Source organism: Polymorphobacter multimanifer, from assembly GCF_014205635.1.
Lineage (GTDB): Bacteria > Pseudomonadota > Alphaproteobacteria > Sphingomonadales > Sphingomonadaceae > Sandarakinorhabdus > Sandarakinorhabdus multimanifer.
Genome location: NZ_JACIIV010000055.1, coordinates 1 through 7,315, shown reverse-complemented (window position 1 = coordinate 7,315; position 7,315 = coordinate 1). Strand labels below are relative to the sequence as shown.

Here is a 7,315-nt window from a genome sequence, read left to right as displayed (position 1 = left end):
ATAGCTGACCTCGATACCGCGCGCAGCCAACAGTTCCTCGACCATCCGCAGGCTCAGTGGGTACCGGAAATACAGCCAGACCGCGTAGCAGATGACCTCGGGAGGATAGCGGTAACCCGCGTAAATCGAGTCTCGGGCTGTGGTCATCCATCCGCAATAGCCCTCCGATCCAGCACCGCAAAGCCGCAGAGCTTAACTTGACGGTGCCCGTGCAGCCTCATCACGGGGTTGACGCGTTTGAGGTTGGGCGCGGCGCGCCGGGTTGCTTCCGCTTCCCGGTGCAGCAGGGCGTGGACGCGGAGATACCCGTAGGTCGGCTGATTGGCGACCAGCGCGCCGATCGCCGCGACCAGTTCGTCGTCGGGCTGCAGCGGTGGTCCTCGCCGGCGACGCGGTCCTGCTTGAAGGGTCGCGGAGAGGTCCCCTTGCGATGGGGTGGACGCCCGCTGACGGCATCGATGTGCCAGAGTGGAGGTGTTCATCACCACTGGAGGAGGCGTCCTTGAGCGGGGTTAGCACAGTCGGCATTGATCTGGCGAAGTCGGTTTTCCAGGTTCACGGCGCAGACCCGAGCGGCGCCGTACTCGTCCGCAAGAAGCTACGACGGGATCAGGCCCTGGGGTTCTTCGCGACGTTGCCAAGGTGCATGGTGGCGATGGGGGCGTGCGCGAGCGCTCACTATTGGGCCCGCGAGATCGCTGCTTTGGGTCATGACACGCGGCTGATCCCACCTGCCTATGCAAAGCCGAACGCCCAAGCGGCAGAAGAACGACATGGCCGACGCGGAGGCGATCTGCGAGGCGGCGCAGCGCCCGACGATGCGGTTCGTCCAGGGCAAGAGTACACAGGCGCAGGCCGCGGCCGTGGTGTTCCGCACCCGCGACATGCTCGTGCGCCAGCGGACCCAACTGATCAACGCCTTGCGCGGGCATCTCACCGAGTTCGGCTATGTCGTACGGCAGGGTGTCGGACACGTCGGCAAGCTGGTCGAGATCGTCGGCGATCCTGCCTCCGATATCCCGGCCGAAGCGCGGCCGGTGCTGGCCGTCATCGCACAGAGCCTGAAGGCGCTACAGGAGCAGATCGCGCTCCTCGACCGCGAAATCGCTGCCCGGGCAAAGGCAGACCCGGTGGCGCAGCGCTTGATGACCGTCCCGGGCATCGGTCCGGTCACCGCCACCGCCCTGGTCGCACTGGCGCCGGCCTCGAGCACGTTGCGGCGAGGTCGCGACTTTGCCGCATGGCTTGGCCCTGTCCCGAAAGAGCACTCCCGAGACAGCACTCGAGCGGCGGCAAGAAGCGGCTCGTGGAGCGGCTCGGGCGCACGACCAAGATGGGCGAGCGCAGCCTGCGACGGCTGCTGATCCTGGGCGCGAGCTTGGCGACCAAGGTCGCAGCGCGCGATCCCGACAAGGCGAGTGCCTGGCTGGCGGGCATGCTGGCCCGTAAGCCGCGCATGCTTGTCATCGTCGCGCTGGCCAACAAGATGGCGAGGATCGTCTGGGCACTGATGGCCCACGGCGGATCCTACAGAGCTCCGGCCGTGGCGGCATAACCGCCACGGCTCGAGGCGTCAGGGACGCAGGGAAGGTCAACAGAGAGGCATGGCGCAACGGTCAGAAGACGGGGTCGGGAAAACCAGTGAAGTGTCCAGGCGCCTCGAGCGCGCCCTTGCGGTCTGGACCCGATCCGCGATCTCCATACAGACCAGCAGCCGTGATGATGGCTGCATCAATAGGCCGGACACACGGAAGCACCTGAACCCGCGCAACCATGCCACTCAAAAAACCTCTTGCTTCCAAAGGGGCGTCCACACACGGACGGTCGTACCACCCCACGTCCGACAGGGATAACGCGACAGATAGAAGACCACTTGCTGCGGCCGCTATGGGGAGGTTGTGATTACTCCTTCCCTAACGCAAAATAAACATCCTTCCGTTAAAGCAATCAAAGCTTGGAGTAGCTCTCGAATCAAAAAGGGTGAAGATGATGAACGCCTCCCCCGTGATCGAATGGAACCGGCTCGTCATTGACTTGATGCAAAGCATTACGCAGCCCAGCGATGTGGATTTGCCTCGGCGAAACACCAGCGAAGCCGCGCGGGTTTACGCCTTGCTCAATGTGGCGATGCATGATGCAATGGGCGGCCTTGGTGGTGATCCGGCACTGGAACCTCGATGGGTGGTGCAGCCAGCACCCGGTTTATCGGCAGACTTGGCCCCATTCGCGGCGATTGGCGCCGGTTGTCAGCTGCTCGAAGGGCTGTTCTCGCTGCCTCAACGGGAACAGCAGATACGCGACTTGATGCGCAATCTTCGTGATGAACACGCAGGCGCCAGCGGTGTAATTGCCGACATCACGGCGGCCCTCGACTATGGCAAGGATGTTGCTTCTGCGCTGCTGGCTGATCAACGCTATGCCATCCCCACGAACGATCCGGTCGAGGATCTACATTTGCCCGCAAATCCGCCCCCCGAGGGCATCGGCAGGTTGGGTTTTGCGCCCGGGGCCGCGCGTTATCGCCGTCTGACCCCGTTCGTTCTCGATCGTGGTGACTGGTTCCATGCACCGCCTCCACAGGAGCTTGCGGGCTTTGGTTACGCGCGCGAATGGCATGAGGTCTATGCGCAAGGCAGCCTCGCCCTCCGCGAAGCTGCCGCCGACAGCTTTGAATCCCGCATGGCCCGGCTCTGGCGCGGCGGCGTCGGCACGTCCCAAGAGACGGGTTTCTGGATGGAGATCGCACGCGTAATCTCAGCCGACCCGGCCCGTGCTCTCACCCTGTCTGAACAAACACGGGTCATGACCGCCATTGCCGTCGCCAACTGCGATGCGATGATTACCTCGTGGAGCTCGAAGTGGACATATACCTTCTGGCGTCCCCAGGACGCGATCCGTCGTGGTGACGAGGACGGTAACGCCGCCACCTTTGGCGATCCGGCCTGGGCGCCCTACAACGGTTCGCAGGGCGCTTCCCCCGAGCACACTTCGGGGACGGCGACGTTCGCAGGCGCTTGCTCGACCGTGCTCGCGCATTTGTTCGGAGATGCCGTATCCTTCGAGGTCGATTTTCAGTCGGCCACAGGGCTTATCGGACCACAAACCTTCGATCACCTCGCATTGACCGCCGACATTGCGGTGCGGACGCGCGTATGGAACGGCATCTATTTTGCATCGGCCGGTGAGGCTGGCCTGCTGGCGGGGAGGCTCGTTGGGCGCAGAATCATCGATGCGATGGCACTTATGCCAATGTGATCATTTCTCATCAAGCGCCCCTTGCGGACACCGGCGCCGCAGCTGCTTTCGCCCGAAAATTGAGTCGTTCCAGCAGGTGGTGTGCTGACCAAACCGACGCATTGGTCCTGCATCTTGGGCGGCATCACCCGCTGACGCCAAATGGTGTCCGGTCCAGCAGCGTCCAGTGATTGCCGATAGTTTTCCGATCATCGAAGGGACCTACGTTCGTCAAATAAGCTGCTTCGCCGTCATGAACGAAAACAGAAAACTGCGCTCAACCTTTGTAGCCGGTCGCATCGTCGGAATCACCGCCGTTTATGGAATAACAATGCATTGACCAGTCTCGATACCTCTTTACATCTTATATCTCAGAAGGAGCTGCTCGTGAAACAAACACCAGCGAAGTACCATTGTTGTGGAGGTTCGAAAACTGGCCACTTAAGTCGCCTAGATCGTCTGTCCATTGTGAGCAGCCTTGCTACACCTTTACAGATTTGAGGGATCGAATAACACCAGTCGCCGATATGCATTACGCAAATGCAGCGAAAATTGGGATAACCAGCACCAATTTAGGCAGTTTTGGGCCGACTGTGGAGGCCAGGTTTGGAGCAACCTGGTTGGCCTTCGTCTTCGGTTTGAACAATGGCGATATCGCATAGCTGTAACAAATTGCATCAATTGCGCGAATAGCGTTCAGAATGAATACGGATGAGAAGACCCTTGCAAACTTGATGGCGGCCAGCCAGCGCGGCGACCGAAACGCATATCATGCGCTTTTGACCCTGTTGCTCCCTTTGCTACACCGATTCTTCCGCCGTTATGTCCATGGTTCTGCGCTCGATGATCTTGTGCAGGACACGCTGATATCCGTCCACAGAAAGCGCGATAGCTGGGATCCGTTGCGTCCATTTCTGCCCTGGCTGTTTGCAATAGCGCGCTACCGCTGGGTCGATCACCTTCGCCGCCATTATCGCGCGGGAATGGAGGAGCAACTCGTCGACAATTTCAGCATTGACAGCGGTGAGTCGGCAATCATGTTCCGCCTCGGTTGTGACCACCTCTTGTCGATGCTCCCGGAAGGTCAAGCCCAAGCGATCCGCGTTACTCGAATCGAAGGGTTGTCTACGGCTGAAGCATCCGCTCGCCTTGGTCAGAGTGAATCGCTCTTGAAGGTTAATGTTCACCGCGGTTTGAAAAAGCTTGCCTCCTTAATAGAAGACGAACGATGACACGATCCCAACCGAAGTTTTTGAACAATCTGGTCGCTGACCTCGAACCGGTCCTCCCGCTAGGCAACAGGCGGGCGGTCGGGGCGCTGTTCGTATTAGCGTTTGCTGGCTTCGCTGCAGTTGCGCTGACCCTTGGAATCCGCGACGACGTGCTGTCCGGTTCCCCCGACCCCGTATTTCTGCTTCGTAGCGGCCTGTTGCTGATGCTGGGCACTATCTCAGCCAAATCGGCACTCGCGATGGTTCGCCCCGTTGTCGGACGGAACGACCGGAGCTGGGTCGGGGCCGTTGCAATGGCCGCCGTCGTGCCGGCAGTCGCGCTTTTAAACACCGCGTTAGATCCAGTTGCGGCTGCCCGCGCGGTCTGGTGGTCATCGGCCATTCTGTGTCTTGGTGTTGGCCTCACCGCTGCGACGGCCTTTGCCACGATTATGATCTGGAACCTCCGTCGTGGCGCCCCGGTTCTGCCCGAACGCGCGGGCTGGGTCACGGGCATAGCCGCCGGCAGCCTCGGTTCCTTGGTCTATTCGCTTCACTGTCCAGCCAACAATATCACTTACATTGGCTTGTGGTACACGCTTACCATTGCCATCGCCGCTGTCATCGCGCGCGTCGCGGTGCCGCCCCTCATCCGCTGGTAATCCTCTTGAAAGGCCTGAGAATGCGCTGCCTCGCTCCTGTCGCCATGATCGCCGCAATCGCCGCTCCGGCCATCGCTGAACCCAAAGTCGGTGATCGACTTCCCTCCGGTTTTCAACCTGCCGACCAATCGGGTACGCCGCAACCGCTTGCCAGCTTGGCCGGTCCTCGCGGGCTGGTTCTTGTCCTCGCGCGCTCGGCAGGCTGGTGCCCTTATTGCCAAGTGCAGATGCGCGACCTGGCAGGTGCCGTCGGCCCCCTTGCAGCAAAGGGCTATCGGCTCGCTGCACTCACCTACGACAATCCGACAGTGCTCGCCAAGTTCGCCAGCCGTCAGTCGATTCCCTACCCCCTTCTATCTGATCCCGGGGGCGTCATCATCCGTTCGCTTGGGCTGACGGACCCCACTTATCCCCCCGGCAACATGGCTCACGGTGTCCCACGGCCAACGATTATGGTGGTCGATCCTGCTGGGCGAATCGAGGCCATCAACATTTCGCGCGATTATCGCGAACGACCTACCACAGCTGAAGTAGTTGCCATGGCTGGAGCGCCAACGAAATAATTCCATCTGATGGTAACAATACGACGCCACGGCCCGAACTGAAGAATGGGGGAGCGCACTTTCGCCTGCCCTGCCTGGTCGCTCACAAGCTCCCCCGCGCGGCTTCAATCCAGCAGCGCCAAAGAGCGCTGCCCTGCAAGAAAAGGAATCCATTTATGATTTACGATCAGAGGCTCCCGCGCTGCGCAATCGCAATTGGCTTTCTTCTCGGCGCGGGAACAGCCAACGCAGCGATTGTCAAGGTCAAGGTTACCGTTCAGAACCTTGCGCCTGTCAACTCAGTAAGCTTTGCGCCACTGCGGTTCGGCTTTCACAACGGCACCTTCGACGCATTCGACAACGGCGCAGTTGCGACGAACCCGATCATTTCCGTAGCTGAGGGCGGCTCTGGGTCGGACTGGTTTCCGGCCTTCCAAGCCGCTGAACGCAACGCCGTGCTCGGCTCCGCTGGCGGCGTCCTTACCCCGGGCGCTAGCGCAACTTCTGCATACTTCCTGGTCGACACAAGTGTGAACAGATACTTCACTTTCGGATCGATGGTCGTGCCGTCGAACGACCATTTCATCGGCAACGATGATCCTCTTGAATATCGTCTATTCGACATGGCAGGCAAATTGTTGATCAACCAGATCGACCAGGATGCTAGTGAAATCTGGGACGCAGGATCGGAAGCGACTGATCCGATTAACGCAGCCTTCCTGCAAATCGGCACCAATGATTCGCGGACGCCACAGAATGGTGTCGTTGGCTTCGATTTCAACGAATTTTCCGCCTATAACGGCCTAACGACGGCGGCGGGTTATGTATTCAACAATAGTCTTGTTGAGAACACCGGCATCTACCGCATAAGTTTCCTAACTACAGCGGTCCCCGAACCGGCAAGTTGGGCAATGTTGATTGCTGGCTTCGGCCTCATCGGTTCGGCCGCCCGTCGCAACCGTGGGCACTTGGTTCAAAAAAGCAACTGAATCGGTCGTACGAATCACGTTGATCGTTTAAATCACCCGTCCCAATCCGGCCATGTTCTAGCCGGGTTGGGATGGGGCGTCGCTCTACGGTCCAGCGAACGCCAATTGCCTTCTCCGAGGCTGCTTTCGGCGATCTGAGAAGAAATCTGGATGACGAAAAGTGGGCAAAACGCTGCGGTGGCCAGAATGTCCGAGAGGGGACCGGTAAAGCCTTGCAGCGAGCAAGACTGCGGTTGCCCCACCGCAGCTCACTAAATCCAGCTACACGTTCTCGGGGCCAAGAATCTCGTTGCAAGGTAAGTCTGCAGGTTCTCCCCCGGCGCGCCTACGAAGCGGTCTTCTGTCACCTCAGTCTGCAAAATCCTGTCGATCCGGAATGCACGGAAGTCGTTGCGAAGCTCGCACCAGCCCGCGAACAGCCACCGACCGGTATGAACCGCGCCGGGTTTGCCGGAGGCTGCAACTCCTGAGAAGGTGGAGCGACTATGAGCAAGACGACGAACAAGTACGCGCCCGAGGTGCGGGAACGCGCGGTGCGGATGGTGCTGGATCACGGTTCGCGCTGGGCGGCGGTGGTGTCGATATCGGCCAAGATCGGCTGTGCAGCGCAGACGCTGCATGAGTGGGTGAAGAAGGCCGAGGTTGATGCTGGCGGCCGAGCTGGCGTTCCGACCGAG

Annotated in this window: 8 protein-coding genes and 2 pseudogenes; 7 read left to right on the top strand and 3 right to left on the bottom strand. The window is 60.1% G+C overall.

Annotation, left to right across the window (positions count from 1 at the left end):
* Together FHS79_RS18155 and FHS79_RS19490 are read right to left on the bottom strand one after the other, a co-directional pair.
* Positions 1-147, bottom strand: a pseudogene (locus FHS79_RS18155) (IS6 family transposase); the annotation flags it as partial.
* Complete coding sequence (locus FHS79_RS19490) at positions 144-482, bottom strand: IS3 family transposase (protein WP_184203209.1); 339 nt, start codon at positions 480-482, stop codon at positions 144-146. The gene FHS79_RS19490 and the pseudogene FHS79_RS18155, both read right to left, overlap by 4 nt.
* A 20-nt stretch (positions 483-502) precedes the next feature.
* Between FHS79_RS19490 and FHS79_RS18145 the strand changes: the two are divergent.
* The 6 genes and pseudogenes from FHS79_RS18145 to FHS79_RS18120 all read left to right on the top strand — a co-directional run bounded on the left by FHS79_RS18145 (position 503) and on the right by FHS79_RS18120 (position 6,638).
* Positions 503-1,555: pseudogene (locus FHS79_RS18145) on the top strand (IS110 family RNA-guided transposase).
* Positions 1,556-1,989: 434 nt separating this feature from the next.
* Positions 1,990-3,255, top strand: a complete 1,266-nt coding sequence (locus FHS79_RS18140) for a vanadium-dependent haloperoxidase (protein ID WP_184203207.1) — start codon at positions 1,990-1,992, stop codon at positions 3,253-3,255.
* 680 nt (positions 3,256-3,935) lie between these two features.
* The gene (locus FHS79_RS18135) at positions 3,936-4,466 is read left to right on the top strand and encodes a sigma-70 family RNA polymerase sigma factor (protein ID WP_184203205.1); all 531 of its coding nucleotides are present in this window, start codon (positions 3,936-3,938) and stop codon (positions 4,464-4,466) included.
* Complete coding sequence (locus FHS79_RS18130; RefSeq protein WP_184203203.1) at positions 4,463-5,107, top strand: NrsF family protein; 645 nt, start codon at positions 4,463-4,465, stop codon at positions 5,105-5,107. Before FHS79_RS18135 ends, FHS79_RS18130 begins: the two co-directional genes overlap by 4 nt.
* Before the next feature lie 44 nt (positions 5,108-5,151).
* The gene (locus FHS79_RS18125) at positions 5,152-5,670 is read left to right on the top strand and encodes a peroxiredoxin family protein (protein ID WP_184203201.1); all 519 of its coding nucleotides are present in this window, start codon (positions 5,152-5,154) and stop codon (positions 5,668-5,670) included.
* A 155-nt stretch (positions 5,671-5,825) separates the two neighbouring features.
* A complete protein-coding gene (locus FHS79_RS18120; RefSeq protein ID WP_184203199.1) occupies positions 5,826-6,638 on the top strand; it encodes a spondin domain-containing protein in 813 nt (270 codons plus the stop codon).
* Between the two features lie 251 nt (positions 6,639-6,889).
* Here FHS79_RS18120 and FHS79_RS19485 read toward each other — a convergent pair whose 3' ends face one another.
* Complete coding sequence (locus tag FHS79_RS19485) at positions 6,890-7,192, bottom strand: WYL domain-containing protein (RefSeq protein ID WP_184203197.1); 303 nt, start codon at positions 7,190-7,192, stop codon at positions 6,890-6,892.
* On the opposite strand from FHS79_RS19485, the gene FHS79_RS18110 reads away from it, so the two are divergent.
* The coding region (locus FHS79_RS18110; protein ID WP_184203195.1) for a transposase at positions 7,124-7,315 on the top strand (192 nt) is incomplete at its 3' end. The genes FHS79_RS19485 and FHS79_RS18110 overlap by 69 nt on opposite strands.